Below are 259 nucleotides of genomic sequence, written 5' to 3'. Positions count from 1 at the left end.
ATCTGCCCTGGGTAAGTCGGGACCTAAGGCGAGGCCGACAGGCGTAGTCGATGGACAACGGGTTGATATTCCCGTACCGGCGAAGAACCGCCCATACCAAGCGGGGGATACTAACCGCCCGAAGCCTGCCCGAGCGCCCTTGTGGTGTGAGGGTTTTGGCCTAGCGCGGGACCTGATCCCGGGAGGTAAGCGTATTAACAGGTGTGACGCAGGAAGGTAGCCGGGCCGGGCGATGGTTGCCCCGGTCCAAGGATGTAGG

1 rRNA gene is annotated in these 259 nt (G+C 62.5%); it reads left to right on the top strand.

Going from position 1 to position 259, the window contains the following annotated elements:
* A 23S ribosomal RNA gene (locus tag AC5RV6_RS16970) occupies window positions 1-259 on the top strand; the annotation flags it as partial.

It is taken from the genome of Arthrobacter saudimassiliensis (assembly GCF_059090665.1).
This window is presented reverse-complemented; position numbering and strand designations above follow the sequence as displayed.